Here is a 26,079-nt window from a genome sequence, read left to right on the forward strand (position 1 = left end):
CCAACGACCCCGGCATGGGCGTGATCCGCCACGCCGACGCCGGCTACGAACGCGCCATCGACGTCGCCCACGAACGCGGCGTCCGCATCCCCATGGAAAGTGCGCAAGAAGCCGAGGAAGCCAGCAAATGACTGTGACTGCAGCTTTCAGGGCCAACAAGGAGTGTGCAGATCCGGAGCCGCGTGAGCCTGGGGCCCGGGCCGGGATTCGAAGGGGCCTGCAGCTTCCTGCCCAGCCTTCCCCGGACGCCTGGAACCCCGTGCGGTTCGCGCCGGAAACGGACTAAAGCAAAGTAGTGGTTGCCATGCTCTGCCTGGCAACCACTACTGCTGTCCAAGCACAGCAATTCGACACCGGATGAAAGGATCTGCCCATGATCGAGATCGATGGCAAGAGTCTGGCGTTGCCCGACATCGTGGCGGTCGCCGATGGTGCATCCGTCACTCTGACGGCCGCTGCCAAGGAACGGATGACAGCATCCCAGGAGTCCGCGGTTGCCACCTCGCTGAAGCGCCCGGTCTATGGTCGCTCAACGGGAGTTGGGGCGAACCGTTCCGTGTCCCTTGCAGCAACCGACGGCGGGGATACCCATGGCCTCCAACTCCTGCGAAGTCACGCGGTAGATGCCGGGAGGCCGCTGGACCGCCGGACCATTCGGGCGATGCTGGTAGTAAGGCTTTCGCAACTGGCAGCCGGTGCATCCGGCATCGACCCCGCCATTGCCGAGGCACTTGCCGAGCTGATCAACGCGGACGTTGTCCCGGAAGTCCGGGAGTTTGGAGGCATTGGTACGGCTGATCTCCAAGCCCTCTCCGGAACAGCTCTGACGATGCTCGGGGAACGTCGGCCCCTGGGAGGGGGAGAGACGCGGCGCTTCGTGGAGAGCTGGGCGACTGCCGATGCCCTTCCCTTCATCAGCTCCAGCGCTTTGACGATCGCGCAAGCGGTTCTGGCCCACGAAGATCTATCGAGGCTCCTGGACAGCGCTGCTGCCGTGGCGGCCCTGTCCTTCGTGGCGATGTCCGGCAACGTGGAGGCCCTGAGCCCGGCCGTTGCTGCTGCCGCGGACACCCCGGCTGTGGCAGAGGCGGCGAACCTCTTCCATGGGCTGGTCCAGGGAAGCGGTCAGCCGGCACGGATCCAGGATCCCTATTGCCTGCGGACTCTGCCCCAGATCTTCGGGTCCCAAAAGGAGGAGCTGGAGGCGTTGGGTAGCCTGCTGCGCCGACTCGTCACAGCAGGCAACGAGAACCCCTTAATCCATGGCTCGTTGACCGATGGTTCCAACGACGTGGCTCACCACGGGCTTTTTCAGGTGACCAACCTTGCGCGTCGGGTTGATACCTTGCAACTGGCCATCGCCGCAGCCTGCGCTACGCATCTGCGAAGGATTGATCTTCTGTGCGACCCGTCCTACACCGGCCTGCACCCTTTCCTCGCTGAGGATGGTTCGGGCCAGTCCGGCGTCATGATGCTGGAGTACGTTGCAGCTGCCGCTGTGGGGCGGATCCGGGCGAATGCACCTGTCAGCACACAGACGGTGGTGTTGTCTTTGGGCGCGGAAGAAGACGCCAGCTTTGCCAGTGTGGCGGCCGCTCAACTGCAGTCAACCGTGCAGGCATTGGCGACTGTCACCGCCGTCGAACTGGTCTGTGCCGCGCGGGCGCTGCGGTTGCAGGGGCGGCAGCCTGACGAGTTCGCCAGCCCCACACTGCGAAGTATGATGGCTGCCGGCTACGATCTACCCGCCGATGTCACCGACCGGGACCTGCGTGGCGATGTGGAGCAGGCGCTTCGGCTAGTGCGCCGGAACTGAATCCTTGGCAGCAGCCTTGGGATCCGTGAGCTTCTTGTTCGGCAGCGCGAAGCTGATCAGGAACGCGATGATCATCAGGCCAGCGGCGGTCAGCATCACTACATCGATTGCCTGTGCGAAGCCTTCAGTGATCGGCCGGGTGAGCGTGCTGTTGGCCGAGTGCAACCAGCTGGTGTCGTTCAACGAATCGTTGTTGGCACCGTTCTTGAAGAAGTCGAACAATTTGGCGTTCGCGGGGTCGGAAGCGACGGCGGGGTCTCGCATGACGGCCTGGTAGTCCGGGCTCGCGGCAGCATTCTTCATTCCGTCGGCAATCTTGTCAGCTGCCGTGCTGAACAGCATGGAGATGAACACTGCCGTTCCCACGGCACCGCCCATGGAGCGGAAGAATGCTGCCGTGGAGGTGCCGACGCCCATGTCCTTTGGCGGAACGGACACCTGCATGGCGAGGGTCAGCGGCTGCATGCAGAAACCGAGTCCGACGCCGAAGAACACGGCGATCAGGCCGGGAACCCAGAGCCCGGTGTCGACTCCCAGCAGGAGTCCCATCACCGTCGCGGCGGCGGCCAGTGTGGCTGTGCCCAGGATCGGGAAGATCCGGTAGACGCCCGACGATGAGATCGTGCGTCCGGCGGAGATGGAACCGAAGAGGATGCCCACGGTGAACGTGATCATCATCAGGCCGGCCTCCGTGGGCGTGAGCCCTTTCACCAGCTGCAGATACATGGGAAGCATGGCGATGGCTCCGAACATGCCAATGCCGATGATGAAGTTCAGCAGCGATGACAGGCCAAACGTGGCGTTCTTGAAGAGGCGCAACGGAATCAGCGCGTAGTCTCCTGCACGCCGTTCTGCCAGGAGGAAGGCCACGATGCCGATGACGCCCAGGCCGTAGCAGAGCCACGATCCTGCTGAGGACCAACCCCACGTGCGACCCTGTTCGGCCACAAGAAGCAGCGGAACAATGGCCAACGTAATGGCGGCCGCGCCCCAGTAATCGATCTTCTGCTTCACATGCCTGGCGGGCAGATGGAGGTACATGAAGACCACCACAAGAGCGGCGAGGCCGATGGGAAGGTTGATGAAGAAGACCCAACGCCAGCCGTCGAAGCCCAGGATGTTCGACGAACCTGCGAAGGCGCCGCCAATGACCGGGCCCAAGACAGACGAGATGCCGAACACCGACATGAAGTAGCCCTGGTACTTGGCCCGGTCCTTCAGGGCGACGATGTCACCGATGATGGTCAGGGCCAGCGCGAGGAGGCCACCGGCACCCAGGCCCTGGATGCCGCGTGCGATGGCAAGTTCTGTCATGGAGTGCACGGATCCCGCGTACAGCGAGCCGGCCAGGAAGATCAGGATGGCAGCGAGGTATAGCGGGCGTCGACCAAAGATATCGCTGAGCTTGCCGTACAAGGGGGTGCTGACCGTGGAGGTGATGAGGTACGCCGTGGTGGCCCACGCCTGAAGGGACAGGCCGTCGAGGTCGTTGGCGATGGTGTAGATGGACGTGGACACGATGGTCTGGTCCAGCGAGGACAGGAACATGCCGAGCATGAGTCCCACCATGACGGTAAGTGTCTGACGATGGGTCAGGACCTCACCAGCGGCCCGAATGGGCGTGGAATTGGACATATCTTCTCCAGAGATGGCAGAAAAGTGGGATTAAGCAGGATAGTTGCTTTCAGTAACTATCCTAACGCCCAGTTCATTCCCGGCGGGAAATTATTTCTTCTCCCGGATCCTCCAAGACGCCCCGGCAGTGTCAGCGCTCCAGCAGGATGCCGTCCGGATCGCTGTAGATCATTACGCCTGGTCGGATGCGGACATCATCGATCACGAGTTCGACGTCGACCTCGCCCGCTCCGGTCTTGGCGCTCTTCCTCGGGTTGCTCCCGAGGGCTTTGACTCCCAGGGGCAGCCGGGCAATAGCTTCGCGGTCCCGGATGGCGCCGTTGATGATCACTCCTGCCCAGCCGTTTTCCACGGCACTGTCAGCAATCATGTCCCCCATGAGTGCAGTCCTGAGGGAACCCTGTCCGTCAACCACCAAGACTGCGCCTTCGCCGGGGGTGGCGAGGATGGATTTCACCAATGCGTTGTCCTCGAGGCATCGGATTGTCCGCGCGGGGCCGCTGAAGTGGGTGTGGGCCCCAAGATTCTGGAACTGCAGTGCCAGAGACTCCAATTCCTCGCCGCGCTCGTCGTAGAGATCGGCTGTATTTATCTGCTCGCTCATAGTGCTCCTTCCAAGTGGTTTGAGGCCACAGTAACGCGTTGGGGTTGCCCGGGCAGCGCGTGTTTCGAGCTATGTGGATAAACGACGCGACGGTGGTTCAGCTGTCACTCCGCCGCGTTAGGCTGAGTCCACACACAAAATGAGGGGGAAACCGCCATGAGCTTGTCCGACCTTCCGGGGCCGGTGCCGGATCCTGCCGTTGTCCGTGCCGGCGGGACGGCACTGGCCGATCCCGTGGTCCGTGTCAGGCCTGTGTGGATCACCGGAGTGGTGCTGGTCAACCTGGGCATTAACGCCGCGTTCTTCGGTCCCCTCCAGGTCCTCCTGGGCCAGCAGGCGGCCCACTTCGACGAGGGCCAGAAGGAAGCGATCCTTGCCTTGGTCACCGGATGCGGCGCTGCTGTCTCCATGGTGGCGAACCCCTTGTTTGGCGCCTTCAGCGACCGGACCACGTCCCGTTACGGCCGCCGGGTTCCCTGGGTGCTCATGGGAGCAATCCTCGGCGCTGTTGCCTTGGTTGCCTTGGCAGGTGCCCCCAACGTCGCTGTGATGACTGTTCTCTGGTGCCTTGTGCAGGCGGGTGCCAATGCCATGTATTCGGCCATCACCGCCGCCGTACCTGACCGGGTTCCAGTGCCGCAGCGCGGAACTGTTGGTGGCCTGGCGGCCATGGGCCAGACGGTAGGTATCCTCGTTGGCGCGGTGATCGCCGCCGTCGTGGCCGGTGACTTCGCCGCAGGGTACTGGGTGTGCGCCGCGGCGCTGCTCGCCGGCGTCGTGCTTTATCTCTTTAAGAGCGATGACCAGCCCCTTCCCCGGCAGGAGCGGCCGCCGTTCAGCCTGTGGCAGTTCCTCAAGGGTTTCTGGGTTTCGCCGAAACGTTACCCCGACTTTGCGTGGGCCTGGCTCACGCGGCTGCTGGTCAGCACTGGCAACCACATGGTGACGATCTACTTGCTCTTCTTCCTTACCGATGCTGTGCATCTCAAAGAAACTCAAAATATCGATCCTGAGAACGGAGTGCTCGTTTTGACGGGGCTTTACGCTGTCATGGTCGTTATCACCAGCGTCCTGGGCGGTCGGCTCAGTGACCGGATGGGAAAACGGAAGCCTTTGGTCATAGCGTCATCCGCGATCATCGCCGCCGCGTCGCTGATCCTTGCGTTTGCACCGACATGGATTGGCGCCTTGTCTGGAGCGATCGTCCTCGGAATCGGTTTTGGTGCTTATCTGGCAGTGGATTTCGCTCTCATTAGCCAGGTCCTGCCCGCGGCTTTGGATCGGGGCCGGGACCTGGGTGTCATCAACATCGCCAACTCGCTGCCGCAGGTTTGGGCGCCAGGGATTGCTTACCTTTTCGTTAAGGAGTGGCATGGCGGCTACGTCTCGCTGTACGTAGCCGCCGCAGTCATTGGGCTCCTGGGTGCCGTGTTCGTGGTCAAGATCAAGAGCGTCGAGTAGGCCTAGAAGACGTAGTTCATGACGTTCCAGCCGCTGCCCACTACCGGCTGCCCTTTCCATTTGAAGCCAGCGAGTGGGCCAAGGGCGTTCACGAGAGAGGTATCGCCTAAGTACATGGTCAGCGAGCCGTTGGGACGGATTCCGTAAACGTCGGTATATCCGTCTCCATTAAAGTCTCCGGCGATCCCAAAGCGGGAAAGGGTTTCCCAGCCTCTGCCGATGGTCCCCGCATACCCTCCGGGAATCCCGCCGTCCATGAAGCTTCCTGTGCGGGTACCCACACGGACCTGAAGATCGCCCCACCAGGCGCGGCTGAGAACTACGGGGTAGGCGTCGCCGAAGAAGTGTCCGGCCCCCGCGGCATCCAGGCCCTGCCAGGCCGAGGAGACCTTGCTTGGTGCGAGCCAACCGCCCCGCCCGTTTCCTGGGTAGAGGGTCACGTTGCCGGCTGCATCCTGGGCAAGGATGTCGTTGGTACCATCGCCGTTCAGGTCGCCGGGGGCGATGAGGTTGACGAAACCCTGCCAGCCTTGGCCGATCTGGAAGGCCTGCTTCCAAGCGCCGGCACCATTGCCTTGGTAAAGGAAAAGCCGTCCGTAACCATCGCGGCCCATGACGTCGACTGTGCCGTCGCCGTCGAAATCTCCGGGCGAAACCAGAAGATTGTAGATGTGCCATCCATTGCCGATTACTCGCGGCGCCTGCCAGTTGCCTCGTCCATCCGTGGGGTAGAGGAGCAGGCGGCCGGCGTTGTCGCGGGCGAACAGGTCGAACGTGCCGTCGCCGTCGAAGCCCTTTGACCGGGGTGTTGCTTCGATAGGCATGGCATTAATCGTTTCAAGGCCGGCCTTCGCTGCGACGGTGGAGCTGACTCCGGAATTCACCGGTGCTTCAGTAGCCGCGGTAGCCGGCAACGCCGAGGCCAACAAGCCTGCGGCAACCAGCGGAGTCGTGAGAAGTGTGAGCAGTCGTCGAGGACTGCGGCGCGCGGGCGCGCGCAGGACAGGGTTGAGACCCAAGGATTCCCCCAAGAAATAAGGCGGCACGGAGATTGCCGGAAGAGATCAATTGGGATGACACTACCGCCTGCAGGAGTCCGGGCATAGAGGGTGCCCATTTATGGCGAAGGGCCCCGTCCGGATGTCTCCGTACGGGGCCCTCAACATACCCAAAACTAGAACAGGTCCGTGAACCCGCCCCAGCCCCAGCCGACCACGGCACTTCCGGCCCAGCCAGCGGAACCGTTGCCGTAGTAGGCGCGCAACTGCCCGGCGCCGTCAACGGCAAAAACGTCCGGCCTTCCGTCACTGTTGATGTCGCCTGCGCTGCCGATCTTGCCCATGCCGCCCCAGCCCTGGCCGACGACGGCCATGCCATTCCAGCCACCCGAACCGTTCCCGCTGTAAAGCCTCAGGTTGCCGGCGGAGTCGCGGCCCAGGATGTCCACGTTGGTGTCGCCGTCGAAGTCGCCGGGCGTGATGATCGCATCCAGGGCATTCCAGCCTTGGCCAATCACGGTCCGCGGCAGCCAACCGCCGCGCCCGTCGCCGGGGTAGAGGTAAAGGACTCCGTTGGCGTCGCGGGCCATGATGTCGTTGGTGCCGTCGCTGTTGAAGTCACCCGGGGCCAGCAGCGAAGTGAAGATATTCCATCCCGTCCCCACTTTGCGCGGACCGTTCCAACCGCCTGCACCGTTGCCGCTGTAGAGGTAGAGGCCACCCGACGAATCGCGGCCCAAAACATCGTTGTTGCCGTCGCCGTCGAAATCGCCCGGTGCCAGAACGGTCGGGAAAATGTTCCATCCGACACCGACGGTTCGGGCGGGTTCCCAGGCATTGTTGGTCCGCGGGTACATGAGGAGGGCGCCGTCGGATCGGCGTGCAAGCAGTTCGAAGGCTCCGCGGCTTGTAAAACCGTTGGGCCGGTTGGAGTCGGAGATCGGCGCGGTCTCCAGGCTGGCTACTTCCATGTCTTCACACGGGTAGGCAGCCACGAGGTGCGCGGCGATGGTCTTGCCGCGGTCTTCCTCGCCCAGGACGTAATCGGGCCAAGTGGGATGGTCGGTAGCGACTTCGCCGTCCCTGGTCCAATAGATCCGGGTGTCGGGGCCGGCTCCGGCGCCGCACCCTTTATAAGCGTAGGGATCCCAGGTGACAGTGAGTGTGGATCCGACAAACGGAGCACCGGTGATGACTGGCGGTTCCGGATCCATGGTGGCCATGGCGGGCGCGGGCCCCGCAAACACAGCCGCGACCATCGCAGCCACTGTTGCGGCAACCGCTCGACGCACGCCAGACCCCAGGCGTGATGGAGCGTACATTGTGTCCTCCCCAGACTTTTATGGAGTTAATGGTACAGCGGTGTCCGGGGTTTTCTAGAAGATTGCTGTGAACCACCCGAAGCCGGCGCCAACTGCTTCTGAGCCCTTCCAGCCGGCCCGACCGTCGCTGTAGTACGCCAGCAGGCGGCCCTGTTGGTCCACTCCGTAGACATCGGGGAAGCCGTCGCCGTTGAAGTCGCCGGCAGCGCCCACGTACTTGAGTGCGTTCCAGCCGACGCCGATCATCCAGGACCGCGACCAGCCGCCTGCGCCGTTGCCCGTGTAAACGAACAGGTAACCGTTGCTGTCGCGGGCCAGCAGGTCCACGTTGCCGTCGCCGTTGAAGTCGCCGGGAGTCACCAAGGCGTTCATCACGTTCCAACCGGTCCCGACGGCGGTCCGCGGCAACCAGCCTCCGGCACCGTTGCCGGGGTATAGATAGAGGGTGCCGCCAGGTTCCCGGGCGAGGATGTCGTTGTTGCCGTCGCCGTTGAAGTCGCCGGGGCCGATAATGGCGTCAAAAATGTTCCAGCCGTTGCCGATGGCTCGCGCGGGCTTCCATCCACCCGCCCCGTCACCGCTGAAGAGGTAGAGGCCCCCGGCGGAATCGCGGACCATCATGTCGCTCTTGCCGTCTCCGTCGAAATCTCCGGGGGAGAAGACTGTGTTGAAGATGTTGAAGCCGTAGCCCACGGTCCGGGGCGCGTCCCACGCTGCGCCTGTACGGCCGTACAGAAGAAGTGACCCGTCGTTTGCCCGTGTCAGGAGTTCGAAGCTGCGGCCGGTGAATCCTGCCGCGCGGTTAACGGCACCAACCGGCCGGGTCTCGGTGCTGTGCAGGGATTCGCCGCCGCACGCGGTCTTGCTTGCCGTGACGTGTACGGCCATCCGCGATCCGGTATCGTCCCCTTCCAGGCTGTAGCTCCGCGTTGTTTCGCCGGCAACGAGGAAGCCGTCCCGGGTCCAGTAGATCGAGTAGTCGGGGCCTTTGCCGCTCCCACAACCGTAGAAGGTGTACGGGCCGATCTCCGCGGTCAGCTGTTTGCCCACGAATGGTTGCCCGTTGAGTAGCGGATCGGGCCCGTTGCTGGGAGCCGCCGACGCCGGCAAAGGGCTAAGTGCCATGGCCGCCACGGCGGCGGTCAGCAGCGCTGCGGCCATCCGGCGTCGTAATGTCCCCATACGTTCCTCCTGTGGGTCTGGACCTGCATGAAAGTGTATGCGGGAGGGGCGCTATTTACGGGACCGGCTGCTTCCGGGCCTCCGCAGGGGCTCTCAGGGAACGGTCATGTTGCTCCCGTATCATTGATGCGATCGGCCAGCCGCGGGTCTTTCACGCCGGCCGGCCGCCTCCTTGTCAGCCTGCCAAGAGATCGCCGGAAATGCCCGTAACCAACTCACTGGAACCGTACTCCCTTGACCTGACCACGGGGCTTCCCCGTATGGCTGCCGCGCCCACCACCCCGCGGCAGCAGCTCCGCTATGCCCGCATCCTGAAGACGGCTGAGGGCTTCGCCCAGCGGCAGTTCGACACGTTGAGCCTTTCCGATGTTGCTGCCCGCGCCGATGTCCCGCTGGGGACTCTGTACCGCTACTTCCCCTCCACGGCCCATCTGATGCTCGCCGTCTACAGGCAGCAGCTCCGAGAGTTGCGGGACGGCGTCCATCAGCGCCAGGGCAAGGGGCATGCGCTCGCAGGTTTGATGATGGAGATTTTCCACCTTCGGGTGATGCAACCGGGCGTAGAGCACTGCTTGATCCGCCCCGCGGGCAAGGATGACGACACGGCCCAGCTCCTGCGTGAGGTGGATGCCCTGTCGCAGGAAGTGGTGGGTTCACTGAGTAACGACACCGGCAAGGACGCCGTAAAGGCCAGGATTCTTCTGCACCTGGTCAGCGGGTTGGTCCAGGCGGTCCGCTGCCGGAGGCTGTCCTTGTTCGAAGCCGAGAAGGACTTGAAGAGGGCCTGCTCCCTCATGACCGGCGAATAGCGCAACAATCGTTAGGTGGTCTAGACCGCACGCGGCCAAAAACACGGTTTCTGGTATGACCTAGCTCACAATTCGATGTGGTTGAACGTTTTACTCTCGAATCGTCTCTCTAGGTATTGAATCTTGTACCTCTCAGCCCTCCCTAGGCTGGAACTACCGAAGCGGCTAGCAGCCCCCTATCTGCAGAAGCAACGCCGGACCAGCCACCCTTGGTCCGCACAGCAGTTCTGTTCCTGCCCGAACCATGCCGTGGGTCCACGGCTAGCCTGAGGAGACAAAGACGTGTCCATCGAGACAATTGCAACTGACAACGACGCCCTGGTACTGAGCGAAGAAGAGATCTTCGCAGCCCACGAAGGCGGCAAGCTGACCATTTCCAGCACCGTTCCGCTGAACAACAAGCGTGACCTCTCCATCGCGTACACCCCGGGTGTCGCCCAGGTGAGCCGCGCAATCCACGCCGACCCCAAGCTTGCCCGCACCCACACCTGGGCCGAGCGCCTGGTTGTCGTGGTCAGCGACGGCACTGCTGTGCTGGGCCTCGGCAACATCGGCCCCAGCGCGTCCCTTCCCGTCATGGAGGGCAAGTCGGCTCTGTTCAAGTCCTTCGGAGACCTCGACTCCATTCCGCTGGTCCTGAACACCACGGATGTGGACGAGATCATCGAGACCCTGGTCCGCCTCCGCCCGAGCTTTGGCGCAGTGAACCTCGAGGACATCTCCGCGCCCCGCTGCTTCGAACTCGAAGAGCGCCTCATCGAAGCCCTTGACTGCCCCGTCATGCACGATGACCAGCACGGCACCGCCGTCGTGGTTCTCGCTGCCCTGACCAACGCAGCCAAGGTGACCAAGCGCGAGCTCAAGGGGCTGAAGGTTGTTGTCTCCGGTGCCGGTGCCGCAGGTATCGCCATCGCCGAGATCCTCCTGGCTGTCGGCATCGAGGACGTGATCCTGCTTGACTCCAAGGGTGTGGTCAACGCCGAGCGCGCCGACCTCGCCGCCGATCCCACCAGCGTCAAGGCCCGCATGGCCCAGCGCACCAACCCGCGCGGCGTCACCGGTGGCCCGGGCGAGGGACTGACGGGCGCCGATGTGTTCGTTGGCGTCTCCTCCTCCAAGCTGGACGAAGAACACCTGAAGCTCATGAACGACCAGTCGATCGTGTTCGCCCTGTCCAACCCGGACCCGGAGGTCCTGCCCGAGGTTGCACAGCAGTACGCAGCTGTTGTTGCCACAGGCCGCAGCGACTTCCCGAACCAGATCAACAACGTCCTGGCCTTCCCCGGCATCTTCCGCGGCGCACTCGATGCCAAGGCACGCCGGATCACGCCGGCCATGAAGATCGCCGCTGCCAACGCCATCGCTGAGCTGGCCGCCGAGGACCTCTCTGCCGACTACATCGTGCCGAGCCCGCTCGACGCCCGCGTGGCACCTGCGGTCACCGCGGCTGTTGCTGCTGCAGTCACCGAGTAGCGGCTACTGACGCAAGACCGACGACGGCGACGCCTCCCGTGCTGGGGAGCGTCGCCGTCGTTCTTGGTTTCCAAGGCACCCCTAGACTGGGGGCCATGAACGCCGAACTCATCGTGACCATCCTGTGCGGCCTGGCCATCGCCGTGGGCGTGGTCGGAACCATCATTCCCGTCTTGCCGGGGAGCATCCTGATCGGCGCGAGCCTGCTGGTGTGGGCCATCTGGGGCGGTGCCGGGCCCATGGGCTGGGTGATCTTCGCGGTGGGCATGGTGTTTGTGGTGGCCGGCATGGCTGCCAGTGCAGTCTTGACCGGACGCAAGATGAAGCAGCACGGAATCCCCAACAGGTCCGTGCTGATCGGGATTGTCCTGGGCGTGGTGGGAATGTTCGTCATCCCAGTGGTGGGGCTCTTTGTGGGGTTCGCCCTGGGGCTTCTGCTGAGTGAGATTCAGCGAACCCGGAACTTCAAGGCCGCCCTGCGCTCAAGCGGGGCGGCGCTCAAGGCAACCGGGATCGGGATCCTGGTGGAATTTGGACTGGCTTGCGCGGCGGCCAGCACCTGGATCATTGGTGTCTGGGTCGAGGCGGTCTACGGCGGCCCCTGACAGCTCGCCGAGATGGCAATTAATGACAATCCGGCGCCCTCGGACTGTCATCAAATGCCATCTCGGCGGAGGGGTTAGCGGAGAGCAGGCACCTGCACCTTGGCCGGGCGGAACGTTGCTCCCGCGCCGGGGAAGAGCGGGACGTCGATCCGTGCGTGCGTGTGGATCTCGTGCACGTTGTCTTTGGTGTGCTGCGCGATCCCGGCAAGGGTGGTCACCCACATGCCATCCAGATCCTTGACCCGCTCAATCAGCTGCTCCAGTGCCACGGCCCGCGATGGCCTCCCGGAAATGAACGGGTGGTTAGTCAGGACAAAGCAGCTGCCCTGGGAGTGGTGGGCCTGCGCTTCGAGGGTCCACATCTCCAGCGCCTTGGCGGGGCTCTCGATAACGCCGCTGCCCGTGACGCCCGGATAGAAACCGTATTGCTCCCAGTCATCCAGAGCCCAATCCACGGGGATCTCCACGATGTCGCGGGGATCGCCCTCGGCGACGGACAGGCGGTAGGGGGCATCGCCGTCGAGCAGGCTTGAATCGTAGAGGAAGCCGCGGTCCGCAAGGAGCGCCGGTGACTGCCAGTTCAACTCCCACCACGGTGCGCGGTAACCAACGGGACGGACGCCGGCGACGTTTGCCAATGCTTCGAGGCCCCGGTCCAGGTAGCTGGCCTCCGTGGCGGCGTCGATGCCCTGCATGGGCTCGTGGAGGTAGCCGTGGTGGGCGATTTCGTGGCCGCCGTCGGCGATCCTGCGGACCACGTCCGGGTAGCTTTCCGCCGTGAAGCCCGGGATGAAGAACGTTCCCTTGATGTCCTGGCGGTCCAGGATCTGCAGCAAGCGGGGAACTGCGATCTTTGGACCATAGGACTGGTGGCTCATGAGGGACATGCGCCGGGTGCTGGAGGGGTCGTGTGCGATGGTGCAGGACTCGGCGTCGACGTCGAAGGTGAAGGATGCCGCTGCCTTGTATCCGGAAGGCCACGTCATGGGGTGGAGGGAATCAGCGAAGGCGGGCCGGTTCATGCTGTGGTCCTTTCGACAGCCGGGGCGGGGGCAGGGTGGGTGGCTGATACGTGATTCGAGCTGGCAAGGAGGTACTTTTTGTGCGCCTGCGGGCCAAGGATGGCGTAGACGGCCGCGCTGGTGAGTCCGCCCGCCAGCCAGGAAAGGTCCCAGCCGCCCAAGGCCACGGCGATGGGGCCTTGCATGGCGGGTACCAGGCCGTACATGAACAGCCAGGTGGAGAAGATGCCCGCCAGGAGCGAGACGATGCCAGCCCAGTTGACCACGGGCAAGCGATGCGTGCCGACGGGGTCGAACAGGCGGTCCACCTGGGCCGGCCAGCGGCGGTCAAGCCAGAAGTAGTGCACCAGCATGACCCCGCCCCAAGCGGCAACCCACGCCACCAGGCCGATCAGCCAGGCGTCGAGAACCGCAGCGAAGTCCTCCTGGAAGATGAAGAACACGACGGCGATCAGCGAGAGGACGCCGACGAAAAGGTTGAGCTTGCGGCGGCTGATCTTGATGTCCAAGGCCTGAGTGGCCACAGAAAAGGTGTAGATGTTGAGGATGTTCGTGGCGATGGGACCGTGCAGCACCATGAGCAGCACGGGCAGCGCCAGGACACCGAAGTTCTGCACGATGAGCTTGCCGGGATCGATTTCGCCGCTGTTGGTTGCCAGGCTCGCCCCAAGGACGCCCAACCACACGACAGGAATGAACTGGCCCAGCACCGAAGCAAGGTAGACCTTGCGCTTGGGGACCGAGGTGCTGACAAAGCGTGAGTAGTCGGCGGCGTAGGTGAACCAGGTGATGCCCCAGCCAATGCCGATGGCGGTCATGACGGCGCTCATGGCGGCGATCCTCTCGGATCCTTCCAGGATGTTGCCGGCCGGGCCGGCATAGCCCCAGTCGATCTTCATGCCGAACCAGGCAACGGCCGACATGACGGCCAGGATGATGATGGTAGGCGGAACCGTCCACTTCTCAAAGGCCGCGATGGCTTTGTAGCCGAACCAGGCAATGGCGACCTGCGCAGCCATGATGGCCGTGGCAACGCCGATCTTCCAGGCGTAGTTCTTTGCCTCGGGGTCCACCCAGCCGAGGGTTCCGAAGAGCGCCATGACCAGGTCAAGGATGATCCACGTGTTCACCGCGCACCAGCCGATCACCAGGAGGGCCTGAATGGCCGCGGGAAGGTAGTTGCCGCGGCGACCAAAGGCGGCACGGGCCAGGACCATGCCTGTAGCGCCGGTCTTCTGGCCCAGCAGGACGAAGCAGCCGAACAGGAGCATGCCGATCAGGTTTCCCAGCACCAGCACGATCACTGTGTCGGCGAAACCTAGGCCCAGGTGGATGCCTAGTGCACCAAGGACCCAGTTGATGGGAGCGAGGTTGGCGCCGGCCCAGATCCAGAATTGTCCGGAAACTTTGCGGGTGCGATCGGATTCAGGGATTGGCTGGAGCCAGGCTTCGCTGTCGTGGCCCGGCGCCGTTGCCGGACCTGACTGCGTTGAGCCCGCTGCGGATGGAGTGGAAGACGCGGGGGAGAGGTTGTCTTGCATGGGGAGAGCCTCCGTGTGTGAAAGGGACCCTTTCAGCGTATGTGGGTCAGATCACAGCAACAAGATACGATGTGTCTAAACAAAACAGCAAAGACCATACGGAGTGTCATGTCAATCCTCCTGCGGGCCGCTTTGGAGTACGAAAGCCTCAAAGCCGCCGATCCGCGCCTTCTCAACCAGGTCCCCGGGGCACTCGACAGGCCCGTCAGGTGGGTCCACTCGAGCGAAGTCCTGGATATCGCGCCTCTGCTCAGCGGCGGTGAACTGCTCCTCAGCGGCGGCCAGGCGCTCGCCGGCGCGGGAGAAGAACGGCAGGCTGAATACGTGCGGGGATTGGCCGGGCGTGGGATTGCTGCGCTGGCACTCGAAACCGGCCCGGCACTGCCCGAGGTTCCCGCCGTCATGCTTGACGATGCCCGGGCAGCAGGGCTGCCGCTGATCGAACTTCGCAGGGTAGTCCCGTTTGTTGCCGTGATGCAGGAAATCAATTCCCTTCTCGTCAGCGAATCCGTGGAACAACTCCAACGGGGTGATCAGGCTAGCCACGCCATGGCGGCCGAACTCGCCCATGGCGGCGGTCTCGACCAGCTCCTGACTGTCCTGGCGGAAAGGACAGGCGCCAGCGCCAGGCTGGTGTCGCCGTCGGGCCTTACGCTTGGGGCTGCCGGTTCCTTCGACGACGCCGGCAACCTCACCTCGGTGGACGTGCCGGTGCGCGGCGTGCTTGCCGCAAGGCTCGACCTGCATGTGCCCGACGGCGGCGACCCCGGGATGGCGCGCGTGGCCGGCGAAAGGTCCGTGGATATCCTCGGGCTGGCCCTGCTCCAACGCATGCCGCCGGGCCTGAAGGAATTGGCCGGCATTGAGCTTATGCGGGCCATCAATTCCGGAAGCCAGCAGTGGCAGTTGCAACAGCTGGGGCCGGCGTCGGGGTTCGCCGTCGATGGGGACGTTGCGGCCGTGGTGATCCGGTCCGCAGGCGCTGGGCATCTGCGTCCTGCCGTGGATGCGCTGCTCCGGGAGTGTGTCCCCCACAGTGCCAGCTACGCCAACAATGCTGAGCTGATTGCGTTGGCGTCCGTGGTCGGCGGGAACTCCCAGCGTCAGGTCCTGGTGCAGGCATTGCAGGCATTGGAAGTGCCCGCGGGGTCTGCGATGGCTGTTGGTCCACTGGGCAGGGGGATCCAGGAGGCATCGTGGTCCCTGGCTGAGGCCCGCAGGGCTCTTGAACTCCCAGTGCCGGAAGGGGTAGCGGGAAACGGTGTGGTGGATGCGGACACCCTCGCGGTGGAACTCCTCGCGGCCGGTTCGCTGGACCCGGCCGCCCGCGAGGGCTTTGTGCAGCGGCAGCTGGGCGTCGTCGTCGAACATGACCGCCTGAAGAAGTCCGAGCTGATGAGGACGTTGGCAGTTTGGCTGGACACCGGATGCAACGCTGCCCAGGCGGCACGCGAATTGCATGTGGAACGGCAGACCCTGCATCACCGGCTGCAACGGATCTTCGAACTCTGCGGGGGAGACCCGCGTGGAACAGGCAGGCTCGCTGCGTTGCACGTGGCAACGCGGCTGGCGCGGCTTTAACCACCCGCGAGATGGCACTTAATGACAATCCCGCGGGGCAGGATTGTCATCAAATGCCATCTCGGCGTGGGTCAAGCAAGGACCTACTTCAGCACGATCGTCCTGTTCCCATTGAGGATGATCCGCCCTTCGCAGTGCCAACGGACGGCGTTGCTGAGGGCCTTGCATTCGGTGTCCCGGCCGGCGGCTACGAGATCGTCCGGCCCGAACGTGTGGTCCACTTCCACAACCTGCTGGGCGATGATGGGTCCTTCGTCCAGTTCGCCGTTGACGTAGTGGGCTGTGGCACCGACGGTTTTCACGCCACGCGCGTAGGCCTGGTGGTAGGGCTTGGCACCCTTGAAGCTCGGCAGGAACGAGTGGTGGATGTTGATCGCGCGGCCATCGAGCTTGCGGGCCAGGTCATCGCTGAGGACCTGCATGTAGCGGGCCAGCACGACGAGCTCAACGTCCAGCTCGTCGATGATCTCCAGCAGCCGCGCCTCGGCGGCAGGCTTGGTGGCTGCCGTGACGGGCACATGGAAGAACGGGATGCCGTGCCATTCGGCCAAACCCTGGTGCTCGGTGTGGTTGGACACCACGCCCACCACGTCGATAGGCAGTTCACCGATCCGTGCCCGGAACAGGAGATCGTTCAGGCAGTGCCCGAACTTGGACACCATGATCAGCACACGGCGCTTGGATCCCTGGCGCTCGAGCTGCCAGTTCATGCCGTACTTCTCGCCGACGGGGCAGAACGCGGCACGCAGGGTCTCCAGCGTGGACTCGTCCCCGTCCGATGCGAAGTGCACCCGCATGAAGAAGTGGCCTTCGGCGCGGTCTCCGAACTGCTTGTTGTCGATGATGTCGCAGCCGTGTTCCAAGAGGAAGCCGGAGACCGCGTGCACGATTCCCGGGCCCTCGGGGCAGTCCAAAGTCAACACGTGTTCCACCGTGGTCACGGAAGAAACAGCGGGCGTTTCAGTTTGGATGGCAGTCATGCTCAGCACTCCACTACGTTGACGGCGAGGCCTCCACGGGAGGTCTCTTTGTACTTGGATTTCATGTCGGCGCCGGTCTCGCGCATGGTCTTGATCGCCTTGTCCAGGGAGACCTTGTGGCTGCCATCGCCGTGCAGGGCAAGGCGCGCGGCGTTGATGGCCTTGACGCTGGCGATCGCGTTGCGTTCGATGCAGGGAATCTGCACCAGCCCGCCCACCGGATCACACGTCAGGCCCAGGTTGTGCTCAATCCCCACTTCTGCGGCGTTCTCCACTTGTTCGGGCGTCCCGCCCAGGACTTCGCAGAGCCCGGCAGCAGCCATGGAGCAGGCAGAACCCACCTCACCTTGGCAGCCGACCTCGGCACCGGAGATGGATGCGTTGATTTTGAACAGGATTCCGACGGCGGCCGCCGCCAGCAGGAAGCGCACGACGCCGTCGTCGTTGGCTCCCGGAACAAACTTGGTGTAATAGTGCAGCACGGCCGGAACGATGCCCGCTGCCCCATTGGTGGGCGCCGTGACGATCCGTCCGCCGGCGGCGTTTTCCTCGTTCACGGCCAGCGCGAAGAGGTTCACCCACTCCATGGCCAGCAGCGGGTCGGCTGAGTTTGCGCCGTTCAGGTCGGCGTCGGTCTCGGAGAGCTTCTTGAACAACGACGGCGCCCGTCGCCTGACCTTCAAGCCTCCCGGCAGGATGCCCTCGGCTGAGCAGCCGTTGTCCACGCATTCGCGCATGACGGCCCAGATACCCAGGAGCCGCTCCCGCAGTTCTTCCTCGGAACGCCATACCAGTTCGTTGGCCAGCATGATGTCGGAGATCGACTTGCCTTCACGTTCGCAGATGGCCAACAGCTCATCTGCGGTGGAGAAGGGGTAGGGCAGGACGGTGTCGTCCGCGACGACCTTGTCGGCCCCGGAGGCATCTCCGTCCACCACGAAGCCGCCACCGATGGAGTAGTAGCTGCGTTCCCGCAGTACCGTCCCGGTGTGGTCCAAGGCGCGGAAAGTCATGCCGTTGGGGTGGGCAGGAAGGGACTTGCGGCGGTGGAGGACGACGTCCTCATCCCAGTTGAAGTCCACGCGGTGGTCGCCGCCCAGCCGCAGTTCGGCGTCGAGGGCGGCTGCCGCAACCTGGTCATCCGCGGTGCGGGTGTCCACGGTCTCGGGGGAGTGCCCCTGCAGCCCCAGCACCACGGCTTTGTCCGAGCCGTGGCCCCGGCCGGTGGCGCCCAGGGAGCCGAAAAGCTCAGCCTGGACGCGCACCGTGGCCGGAAGCTGGCCGGACGATTCAAGACCATCCGTGAACTGCTTTGCCGCGCGCATCGGGCCCACCGTGTGTGACGATGACGGCCCGATGCCCACGGAAAACAGGTCAAGCACACTCAGTGCCATTACGGGACCTCAGGGGATGCGTACTCCCGCATGGCGTCCAGGATCCAACGGCCCAGGAAGTCGGCAAACGAGGCCCGGGGAAGAATCCGGTAGGTCTCGTCCGAGGTCTTCCAGAGGACAACCGGGATGTGGGCGAGTTCCGTGGAAAGGGCGGTCCCGGCTTTGAAGACGCGGGGGTGGAGGTCCAGGGAGCACGTCTTCTCCAGCACTGCACGTGCGTGGCTGCCGGAGAGCTCAAACGTGGTGCGGTTGGCGGACAGGTCCACTACCTGGCCGGAGTCGCTGCCCAGGGCAGTGGTCAAATCGCCCACCAGGGAGCCACCGAGCGAGTCGTGGAACTCCTCGGGAGCCACCACCAGGAATTCGGTGGGGCCCAGCCACAAGGTGCTGACGGAACCCGAAGCCGTCACCTCACCGCTGGCGGCAGGCAAGCCGCCGGTCACGGACGCAACCCGGGCACCGGCGTCGGACGCCGTGTCGACGCGGACGCCGACCATGGTCTGGTACGGGAGTTCCGTGAGGGTGACCGTTCCTGGGATGGAACCGGAGGTGAAGGCGTCAGCCAGGTGCTCGGCCGGGCTGCGGCGGGCGCCCCGGACGCTGTTCACGGTTTCTGCGGGTGCTGCTGTTTCAGCCATCTTTGCGGGTCCCTTCAGCATCAAAAAGTACGGTTTCGCCCACAACCACGTCCACCAGCTGGTCGCCCACAGAAGCCTGGAGGGTCTCGCCGATGCGGTTGCGGCCGTTTTGGATCAGAGCCAGGCCGAAGGACCGGCCCAATGCGGCACTGTGGTAGCTCGAGGTCACGAAGCCTTCCATGGGAACCGGGCCGTTAGCCGGGTTGACCTCGATGCCCTTGTCCACCAGCTGCGTTCCTTCGGGAAGCCTCAGCGAGTGGTCCACCGGAAGGACGCTCACCAGGTGCTTGCGGTCCTCGCGGCTGGCGTCTTCCCGGAGGTAGGAACGCTTGCCGATGAAGTCCTTGGCCTTGGAAACAATCCAGTCCATGCCGGCGTCCTGCGGGGTGACCGTGCCGTCGGTGTCCTGCCCGACGATCGGGTAGCCCTTCTCGGCGCGGAGCACGTGCATGGTTTCCGTGCCGTACGGGGTGATGTTGAACTCGGCACCCGCGGCAGCGACGGCTTCCCAGGTGTTCAGTCCGTACCAGGACGGGACGTTGATTTCGTAGGCCAGCTCACCGGAGAAGGAGATCCGGCAGACGCGGGCCTGAACTCCGGAGGCCAGCGTGGTTTCGCGGAACGTCATGAACGGGAAGTTCTCGGCTTCCAGCCCACCGTTTTCTGCGAGCTGCGGGGCTACCTTTGCGAGGACTGCACGGGACTTGGGACCGACGACGGCGATGGTGCTCCACTGCTCCGTCACGGAGGTGAAGACAACATCGAGTTCCGGCCACTCCGTCTGGTGCCACTCTTCCAGCCAGTCCAGTACCTTGGCTGCGCCACCGGTGGTGGTGGTCATGAAGTAGGTGTCCTCGTCCAGGCGCAGGGTCACGCCGTCGTCGAAGATCATGCCGTCCAGCGTGCACATGACGCCGTAGCGGGCAGAACCCGGAGCGAGCTTCTTGAAAGCGTTGGTGTAGACGCGGTTCAGGAATTCACCGGAGTCCTTGCCACGGATCTCGATCTTGCCGAGGGTGGTGGCGTCCATGAAGCCGACGGAATCGCGGACTGCGGCGCACTCGCGGAGTACCGCGGTGTCCATGTCCTCACCGTCCTGCGGGTAGTACCAGGGGCGCTTCCACTGTCCAACGTCTTCGAACAGCGCACCCTGGGCAACGTGCCACGGGTGGATGGACGTGACGCGGGCGGGGTCGAAGAGCTCGCCACGCTGGCGTCCGGCCAGGGCTGCGAAGGCCACCGGGGTGAACGGTGCACGGTACGCGGTGGTGCCGATCTCGCCGATGCCCGGAACAGCGTCCGCGCCGCCGTGCTTGAGTGCAGCGGCGATGACGCCGATTGCGTTGACGCCGGAGGTCTTGCCCTGGTCGTTGGCGGTGCTGATGGAGGTGTACCGCTTGACGTGCTCCACCGATCGCATGCCGGCACCAGTGGAGCGGAGGACGTCTGCCACGGACTGGTCGCGCTGGAAGTCTACGAAGTGGTTGTGCCACTCGCCCGGCTCGCCGGTCTGGCCCGGCACCAGCCACAGCTGGCGGGTCGGGGCGCTTGCCACTGGAGCCTTCAGCCCGGACGGGGTGGTTGCGGACTCGAAACCGGCAGCGATCGAAGCGGCCGCGCCGGCGGAGATACCCTCAGCCAGGCAATCCTGCAGCTCGTAGCTGCCACGGCCTGCGCCCACCACCTGCTGGTCGCGGACAACGCTGGACGGGATGAACGCAGCGAGTTCATCATCCCAACGCAGCTTGCCCTGGCGCTGGCTGTGGAGGTGGACCACGGGGCTCCAGCCACCGGAAACGGCGAGCAGGTCGGCTGCCAGCTGTTCGACGCCCGAGGTGAGTTCGCCGTCGTCGTTGATGCTGCGGACGGTGACGCCGTTCAGGCGACCCGACTCATCTGCGCTGGTGTCGGCTACGGCGCTGCCGATGAGGACCCGGATACCGCTTTCGACGGCGGCTGCGGCCTTCGCGCTGATCTGCGGACGGGCATCGACGACGGCGGCGACCGCCACGCCTGCTGCCTTCAGGTCCGCGGCAAGTGCGTAAGCGGAATCGTTGGTGGTGCTGATGACCACCCGCGAACCGGCGGCCACGGCGTAGCGGTTCAGGTAGGTGCGGGCGGCCGAGGCGAGCATGATGCCCGGGCGGTCGTTGTTCTCGAAAACCAACGGACGCTCGTGGGCGCCGGGAGCCAGGACAACCTGTGCAGCACGGATGTGCCAAATACGCTGGCGGGAGACGCCCGGCGCTGCGGGGACGCTCAAGTGGTCCGTGCGGTTCTGTGCCGCGATGACGTAGTTGGAGTCGTAGGAACCGAAAGCGGTGGTCCGGTTCAGGACCGTGCATTCAGCGGCGGAAACCAGCTCTGCCTCCACGTCTGCCACCCATTCAAGGGCGGGCTTGCCTTCGATGGTTTCCTGGAGGCCGCGGGCCGTGGAACCGGAAAGCAGCGAGCCGCCGAGTTCGGGCTGGTCGTCGATCAGGATGACACGGGCTCCGGTGCGGACTGCTTCGCGTGCTGCCGCCAAGCCGGCGATGCCACCGCCAACAACCAGGACATCGGTGTGGACGTACTTCTTGTCGTACTCTGCCTTGTCCTCGTTGGGGTCCAGCTTGCCCAGGCCGGACAGGAGTTCAATGTCCATGCCATCAACCAGCGAAACTGCGCTGGCCGGGAGCATCGACTCGGCGACGTGGCCCGGGAAGCGGGGCGCGATCTTGACCAGGGCGTTGGACTCTTCCACGCCTGCGGCCATGATGCCGCGGGGGCGGTCCTCGTAGAGTGAGTTGCCGGCGTTGATGTGGCCGTTGGCCAGCAGCGCCGACGCAATGGTGTCTCCCGGGTGGCCGGTGAATTCCTGGCCGTCCACCGTGAAGCGCCACGAGATGCTGCGATCAATGCGGCCGCCTGCAGCGAGGCGGGCGTTCTGGCTGCTCACTTCTGGGCTCCTTCCGGGGAGGTGGTTGTGGTGGGGGCGCCGGGTGCGAGTCCAGGGGTGCCGGCCTGGCCTGCTGCACCTTGGTCTGTCGCCTTGATATCCGGCCGAGGTGAACCCATGGCGTAAATGGAGTGGATGTCGTAGCTCACGGTGTCGCGGAGCATGTTGAACCACTGGCGGCAACCGGTGCTGTGGACCCAGCGCTCGGCGAAGGTGCCCTTGGTGTTCTCGCGGTAGAACAGGTATTCAGCCCATTCGCGGTCCGTGAGGTCGTTCGGGTTTTCCGGGTAGGGGACGTGTGCCTGTCCGCCGTAGTGGAATTCGGTTTCGTCGCGTGGCCCGCAGTTGGGGCATGAAATGAGGAGCATGTCTTTCCTGTCCTGTCCTGGCTAGTGGGCTACGGCTGCGGCGCCGTGTTCGTCGATCAGGGCGCCGGTTTCGAAGCGTTCCAGTGCGAAGGGGGCGTTGAGCTTGTGCGGTGCCCCGGTGGCGATGGTGTGGGCGAAGGTCAGGCCGGCTGCAGGAGTGCCCTTGAAGCCGCCGGTTCCCCAACCACAGTTGACGAACATGTTCTCCACCGGGGTCACGCCGACGATCGGGGAAGCGTCCAGCGTGGTGTCCACGATTCCTCCCCAAGTGCGGAGCACGTGTGCCCGGGCGAAGATCGGGAAGAGCTCCACGGCTGCTGCCATCTGCTCCTCGATCACGTGGAAGGAACCGCGCTGGCCGTAACCGTTGTAGGAGTCGACGCCGGCACCCATCACCAGTTCGCCCTTGTGCGCCTGCGAGACATACACGTGCACGTGGTTGGACATGACCACCGTCGGGTGGACGGGTTCGTGCAGCTCGGAGACGAGTGCCTGCAGCGGGTGGGACTGGATCGGGAGGCGGAAACCGGCCATTTCCGCCAGTACCGAGCTGTGGCCGGCGGCGCAGAGGCCAACCTTTTCGGTGTTGATGGTGCCGCGGGTGGTCTTCACTCCTGTGACACGGTCGCCGTCCTTGATGAAGCCGGTGACTTCACAGTTCTGGATGATGTCTACACCCAGCTCGTCGCACTTGCGGGCGAAAGCCCAGGCGACGTGGTCGTGCTTGGCGATGCCAGCGCGTGGCTGGTACGTGGCGCCCATGACCGGGTAGCGGATGTTGTCGCTGGTGTTCAGGATGGGGCAAAGTTCCTTGACCTGGTCCGGCTCCAGCCATTCGGCGTCCACACCGTTGAGGCGGTTGGCGCCAACGCGGCGCATGCTTTCGCGGACGTCACCCAGGGTGTGCGCCAGGTTCATGACGCCGCGCTGGCTGAACAGGAAGTCGTACTCGAGTTCCTCGGGAAGGATTTCCCAGAGCTTGAGCGCGTGCTCGTAGATGGCGGCGCTCTCGTCCCAGAGGTAGTTGGAACGGATGATCGTGGTGTTGCGGGCCATGTTGCCACCGGCCAGCCAGCCCTTTTCCAGGATGGCGATGTTGGTCATGCCGTGATTCTTGGCCAGGAAGTAGGCGGTGGCCAGGCCGTGCCCGCCGCCGCCGACAATCACTGCGTCGTACGACTTTTTGGGTTCCGGGTTGCGCCAGAGGAAGTCAGGGTGTTCGGGGAGGTGGTCGACACTCACTGGGCTGCTCCAATCATTTCTGCTTCGAGTACGGATCCGGCGCCATTGCCGAGGTGGGGGTAAAGCGGGAACTTATCCGCGAGTGCGGTAACGCGGCCGCGGAGTTCGACGGCGGTCTGGTCACCCAGGGTGCCGCTGGCAGCAGAGGCGATCAACGCCGTCGCAATGATGTCTGCGACTTCGGTGAATTCCTCGGCGCCGAAACCGCGGGCGGCCAGGGCGGGTGTGCCGACGCGGAGGCCGGAGGAGACCATCGGCGGGCGGGGGTCGAACGGCACGGCGTTGCGGTTGACGGTGATGCCGATGTGGTGCAGCGCGTCTTCACCTTGCTGGCCGTTGAGTTCGGAGTTACGCAGGTCGACGAGGACCAGGTGGACGTCGGTACCGCCGCTGACGACGGAGATGCCGGCCGCTGCGACGTCTTCCTTAAGGAGACGGTCAGCAATGATCTTGGAGCCTTCAAGGACGCGCTCCTGGCGCTCCTTGAACTCGGGCTCTGCAGCAAATTTGAAGGCCACGGCCTTGGCGGCGATGACGTGTTCCAGTGGTCCGCCCTGCTGGCCGGGGAAGACGGCGGAGTTGACCTTCTTGGCGATGTCGGCGTCGTTGGTGAGGATGACGCCGCCGCGGGGGCCGCCGAGGGTCTTGTGAGTGGTGCTGGTGACGATGTGGGCGTGGGGGACCGGGCTCGGGTGGAGTCCTGCTGCCACCAAGCCGGCGAAGTGTGCCATGTCCACCATCAGGTAGGCGCCCACGGAGTCGGCGATCCGGCGGAACTCCGCGAAGTCCAGTTGGCGGGAGTAGGCGGACCAGCCGGCAACGATCAGCTGGGGCTTGTTCTCGATGGCCAGGCGCTCCACCTCGGCCATGTCCACCGTGTGGGTGTCCTCACGGACGCCGTACGGAACCACGTTGTAGAGCTTGCCGGAGAAGTTGATCCGCATTCCGTGGGTGAGGTGGCCGCCGTGGGCCAGGTTCAGGCCCATGATGGTGTCGCCGGGGGTGATCAGCGCGTGCATGGCAGCCGCGTTGGCCTGGGCGCCGGAGTGGGGCTGGACGTTGGCGAATTCCGCGCCGAAGAGGGCCTTCAAACGGTCGATGGCAAGCTGTTCGATCACATCCACGTGTTCGCAGCCGCCGTAGTAGCGCTTGCCCGGGTAGCCTTCGGCGTACTTGTTGGTGAGCACCGAGCCCTGGGCCTCCATAACGGCCGTAGGGGCGAAGTTCTCCGAGGCGATCATTTCCAGCGTGGACTGCTGGCGGATAAGTTCCTGGGCGATCGCCTGATCAACCTCCGGGTCCGCCTGGGCGAGCGGGCGGATCAGCGGTGCAACCATGGTGTTCTCCTTAGAAGTACGGGTGGTGGCTGACTGTTAGTCAACTAATATATTAGAACTGTTGCCATGGTATGTTGGAGATCACATAGTCGTCAACAGATCTGCTGAAAGTCCTCGTGCAGACTGGGGGGATACGGCGTTGGGAGAAGGCGATGAGCACAGCACTGGAAGCTTTGGAAACAGTCCCGCAGGGTACGTCCCTGGCGGATAACGCCTACCTGCTCCTCCGCGACAGGCTCATCATGCTGGACATCAAGCCCGGCGACCCCATCAACGACGGTCAGATCGCGGCCGAACTCGGTATTGGTCGCACCCCCGTGCGCGAGGCAATCAAGCGCCTGGAGAGCGACCACCTCGTGGTCTCCTACCCCCGCCGCGGAACCTTCGCTACCGGCGTGGACATCACCCAGCTCGCTGAGGTTTCCGAAATCCGCGAACTCCTGGAACCTCTCGCATCACGCAAGGCTGCGCGGATGGCCAGTCCAGCCATGCGGTCCGAGCTGCGTGACGTCGCTGCCGCCATCCGTGACCTCGAGGGTCAGGATGCGTCCTCCGCGGAACTTATGCGCTACGACATCCAGGTGCACCGGCTGATCTACAAAGCCTCGGCCAATGCGCACCTGGAAGACGTACTCATCCGGTACGACAACCTCGCCACCCGCATTTGGTGCCACATGCTGGAAAAGATGCCCTCCGTTTCAGGGCACATCTCCGAGCATGCCGAGCTGCTCACCGCCATAGCCGACGGCGACGAAGAGCTCGCCGCAGAGCTCGCCCTGCACCACGTAGTGAGCTTCGAAGAGACCATCCGCAAGGTCCTGTAGCACCCTCTCTCACATCCCCCGTGCTTGGGTGTGACCCTCTCTCACGTCCCCCCGGCTTGGGCGTGACCCTCGCTCACGTCCCGCGGGTTGGGGCGCACGCTCGCTCACGTCCCGCGGGTTGGGGCGCACGCTCGCTCACGTCCCGCTGGTTCTTTCGCGACCCTCTATCAGGTTCCGTGCGTTTGCGCCCGATGCTCGCTCGCGTCCGGCTGGCCAGAAAGCCCGACGTCGGCACCCAGCCTGGGTGCCGACGTCGGGCTTTTCCTTTGGTCGACTGAGGGCTGGGTTGAAGGGGGGGGGTTGTGAGGG

General features: G+C 64.3%; 22 protein-coding genes. 8 read left to right on the plus strand and 14 right to left on the minus strand.

What is annotated here, in order from left to right; translation table 11 throughout:
* Positions 1–127: 127 nt before the first annotated feature.
* A complete protein-coding gene (locus ACFUOZ_RS20605; protein WP_377551722.1) occupies positions 128–286 on the plus strand; it encodes a hypothetical protein in 159 nt (52 codons plus the stop codon).
* 87 nt (positions 287–373) lie between these two features.
* Positions 374–1,816 (plus strand): aromatic amino acid lyase, encoded by a 1,443-nt coding sequence (locus ACFUOZ_RS20610; RefSeq protein ID WP_377551725.1) that lies wholly within the window; start codon positions 374–376, stop codon positions 1,814–1,816.
* On the opposite strand, the gene ACFUOZ_RS20615 is transcribed toward ACFUOZ_RS20610, so the two are convergent.
* Positions 1,799–3,451 carry an MDR family MFS transporter gene (locus tag ACFUOZ_RS20615; protein ID WP_377551727.1) on the minus strand — a complete coding sequence of 551 codons (1,653 nt, stop codon included), beginning with the start codon at positions 3,449–3,451 and terminating at the stop codon, positions 1,799–1,801. The two genes, ACFUOZ_RS20610 and ACFUOZ_RS20615, sit on opposite strands and share 18 nt — an antisense overlap.
* A gap of 130 nt (positions 3,452–3,581) precedes the next feature.
* Positions 3,582–4,055, minus strand: coding sequence for a ribonuclease E activity regulator RraA (gene rraA / locus ACFUOZ_RS20620; protein WP_377551729.1), 474 nt, complete (start codon positions 4,053–4,055; stop codon positions 3,582–3,584).
* Between the two features lie 156 nt (positions 4,056–4,211).
* Between rraA and ACFUOZ_RS20625 the strand changes: the two genes are divergently transcribed.
* Positions 4,212–5,516: an MFS transporter gene (locus tag ACFUOZ_RS20625; protein ID WP_377551731.1), complete on the plus strand. Its 1,305-nt coding sequence runs from the start codon at positions 4,212–4,214 to the stop codon at positions 5,514–5,516.
* A 2-nt stretch (positions 5,517–5,518) separates the two neighbouring features.
* Here ACFUOZ_RS20625 and ACFUOZ_RS20630 read toward each other — a convergent pair whose 3' ends face one another.
* The 3 genes from ACFUOZ_RS20630 to ACFUOZ_RS20640 form a co-directional block, all read right to left on the minus strand.
* Positions 5,519–6,535: an FG-GAP repeat domain-containing protein gene (locus ACFUOZ_RS20630; RefSeq protein WP_377551733.1), complete on the minus strand. Its 1,017-nt coding sequence runs from the start codon at positions 6,533–6,535 to the stop codon at positions 5,519–5,521.
* Positions 6,536–6,690: 155 nt separating this feature from the next.
* A complete protein-coding gene (locus ACFUOZ_RS20635; protein WP_377551735.1) occupies positions 6,691–7,836 on the minus strand; it encodes an FG-GAP-like repeat-containing protein in 1,146 nt (381 codons plus the stop codon).
* Positions 7,837–7,890: 54 nt separating this feature from the next.
* A complete protein-coding gene (locus tag ACFUOZ_RS20640; RefSeq protein WP_377551738.1) occupies positions 7,891–9,018 on the minus strand; it encodes an FG-GAP repeat domain-containing protein in 1,128 nt (375 codons plus the stop codon).
* A gap of 200 nt (positions 9,019–9,218) precedes the next feature.
* On the opposite strand from ACFUOZ_RS20640, the gene ACFUOZ_RS20645 reads away from it, so the two are divergent.
* The 3 genes from ACFUOZ_RS20645 (at position 9,219) to ACFUOZ_RS20655 (ending at position 11,905) form a co-directional block, all read left to right on the plus strand.
* Positions 9,219–9,827 (plus strand): TetR/AcrR family transcriptional regulator, encoded by a 609-nt coding sequence (locus ACFUOZ_RS20645; protein ID WP_377551740.1) that lies wholly within the window; start codon positions 9,219–9,221, stop codon positions 9,825–9,827.
* A 282-nt stretch (positions 9,828–10,109) separates the two neighbouring features.
* Entirely contained in the window at positions 10,110–11,300 is a 1,191-nt protein-coding gene (locus ACFUOZ_RS20650) for an NADP-dependent malic enzyme (RefSeq protein ID WP_377551743.1), read from the plus strand.
* 95 nt (positions 11,301–11,395) lie between these two features.
* Positions 11,396–11,905 (plus strand): DUF456 domain-containing protein, encoded by a 510-nt coding sequence (locus ACFUOZ_RS20655; protein ID WP_377551745.1) that lies wholly within the window; start codon positions 11,396–11,398, stop codon positions 11,903–11,905.
* A 74-nt stretch (positions 11,906–11,979) separates the two neighbouring features.
* Here ACFUOZ_RS20655 and ACFUOZ_RS20660 read toward each other — a convergent pair whose 3' ends face one another.
* A complete protein-coding gene (locus ACFUOZ_RS20660; protein ID WP_377551747.1) occupies positions 11,980–12,927 on the minus strand; it encodes a polysaccharide deacetylase in 948 nt (315 codons plus the stop codon).
* The gene (locus ACFUOZ_RS20665; protein WP_377551750.1) at positions 12,924–14,468 is read right to left on the minus strand and encodes a purine-cytosine permease family protein; all 1,545 of its coding nucleotides are present in this window, start codon (positions 14,466–14,468) and stop codon (positions 12,924–12,926) included. The genes ACFUOZ_RS20660 and ACFUOZ_RS20665 overlap by 4 nt, the downstream gene beginning before the upstream one ends.
* 108 nt (positions 14,469–14,576) lie before the next feature.
* Between ACFUOZ_RS20665 and ACFUOZ_RS20670 the strand changes: the two genes are divergently transcribed.
* The gene (locus ACFUOZ_RS20670) at positions 14,577–16,049 is read left to right on the plus strand and encodes a PucR family transcriptional regulator (RefSeq protein ID WP_377551752.1); all 1,473 of its coding nucleotides are present in this window, start codon (positions 14,577–14,579) and stop codon (positions 16,047–16,049) included.
* Positions 16,050–16,132: 83 nt separating this feature from the next.
* Here ACFUOZ_RS20670 and purU read toward each other — a convergent pair whose 3' ends face one another.
* Genes purU through glyA form a run of 7 tightly spaced genes read right to left on the minus strand, consistent with a single transcriptional unit; the run spans position 16,133 to position 24,946 of the window.
* Positions 16,133–17,029 (minus strand): formyltetrahydrofolate deformylase, encoded by an 897-nt coding sequence (gene purU / locus ACFUOZ_RS20675; protein WP_377551754.1) that lies wholly within the window; start codon positions 17,027–17,029, stop codon positions 16,133–16,135.
* A gap of 2 nt (positions 17,030–17,031) precedes the next feature.
* Positions 17,032–18,423, minus strand: coding sequence for an L-serine ammonia-lyase (locus tag ACFUOZ_RS20680; RefSeq protein ID WP_144662192.1), 1,392 nt, complete (start codon positions 18,421–18,423; stop codon positions 17,032–17,034).
* Entirely contained in the window at positions 18,423–19,061 is a 639-nt protein-coding gene (locus ACFUOZ_RS20685) for a sarcosine oxidase subunit gamma (protein ID WP_377551757.1), read from the minus strand. The genes ACFUOZ_RS20680 and ACFUOZ_RS20685 overlap by 1 nt, the downstream gene beginning before the upstream one ends.
* Positions 19,054–21,999: a 2Fe-2S iron-sulfur cluster-binding protein gene (locus tag ACFUOZ_RS20690; protein ID WP_377551759.1), complete on the minus strand. Its 2,946-nt coding sequence runs from the start codon at positions 21,997–21,999 to the stop codon at positions 19,054–19,056. Before ACFUOZ_RS20690 ends, ACFUOZ_RS20685 begins: the two co-directional genes overlap by 8 nt.
* Entirely contained in the window at positions 21,996–22,367 is a 372-nt protein-coding gene (locus ACFUOZ_RS20695; RefSeq protein ID WP_377551762.1) for a sarcosine oxidase subunit delta, read from the minus strand. The genes ACFUOZ_RS20690 and ACFUOZ_RS20695 overlap by 4 nt, the downstream gene beginning before the upstream one ends.
* Before the next feature lie 21 nt (positions 22,368–22,388).
* Positions 22,389–23,609 carry a sarcosine oxidase subunit beta family protein gene (locus ACFUOZ_RS20700; protein WP_377551765.1) on the minus strand — a complete coding sequence of 407 codons (1,221 nt, stop codon included), beginning with the start codon at positions 23,607–23,609 and terminating at the stop codon, positions 22,389–22,391.
* Entirely contained in the window at positions 23,606–24,946 is a 1,341-nt protein-coding gene (gene glyA, locus ACFUOZ_RS20705) for a serine hydroxymethyltransferase (protein WP_377551767.1), read from the minus strand. The genes ACFUOZ_RS20700 and glyA overlap by 4 nt, the downstream gene beginning before the upstream one ends.
* Before the next feature lie 152 nt (positions 24,947–25,098).
* Between glyA and ACFUOZ_RS20710 the strand changes: the two genes are divergently transcribed.
* A complete protein-coding gene (locus ACFUOZ_RS20710) occupies positions 25,099–25,770 on the plus strand; it encodes a GntR family transcriptional regulator (RefSeq protein ID WP_377551770.1) in 672 nt (223 codons plus the stop codon).
* Positions 25,771–26,079 lie beyond the last annotated feature (309 nt).

The sequence above is a fragment of the Paenarthrobacter sp. NPDC057355 genome (assembly GCF_042667405.1).
Classification (GTDB): Bacteria; Actinomycetota; Actinomycetes; order Actinomycetales; family Micrococcaceae; genus Arthrobacter.